The 523-nt window shown below is 68.8% G+C and carries 1 protein-coding gene; it reads left to right on the top strand.

Annotated elements, in window-relative coordinates:
* On the top strand, positions 1-523 hold a 523-nt coding region (locus MMF96_RS19465), incomplete at both ends, for a DUF222 domain-containing protein (RefSeq protein ID WP_256884484.1).

The following is a 523-nucleotide window of genomic DNA, read 5'->3' as shown; positions in this document are numbered from 1 at the left end:
GGCCGGGCATTTCCTGCCCGCCACGGACGCGCTCACCACCGTGGCCACGGAGCCGGACCAGCCGGTCCTGGCCGGGGCGTTCTTTGCCGGCACGACCAGCATCGAGCAGGCCCTGGTCGCCTCGCACTACACCGCCGACGCCGCCCACCTCGCCCGTGCCGGGCGCACCACCGCGGAACTGGCCCGGGAGCTGGAAGGCACCATGACCACCCACGCCCAGGAACAGAACCCGGACTTCCTGCGCCGGCTGGGCACCCGCGCGATCACCCACATCGACCCCGACGGGGACACCCCCACCACCGGGGAACTGACCGCCAGGCAAGGCATCCGCTTCCACCGCGCCTACCGCGGGATGATCAGGATCAGCGGCTACACCACCATCCCCCAATACGAAAAAATCATGGCCACCATCGGCCACGCCACCCACCCCGGCCCCCACAAAGACATCAACACCATCCACCCCGACACCAACCACACCGGAACCACAGACAGCGCGAACACCAAGAACCCCGATGAGGACAGC

The organism is Arthrobacter sp. STN4, from assembly GCF_024539665.1.
In the GTDB taxonomy this organism is placed as follows: Bacteria; Actinomycetota; Actinomycetes; order Actinomycetales; family Micrococcaceae; genus Specibacter.
Note: the sequence above shows the minus strand (reverse complement) of the source record. Positions and strands in the feature narration are given on the sequence as shown.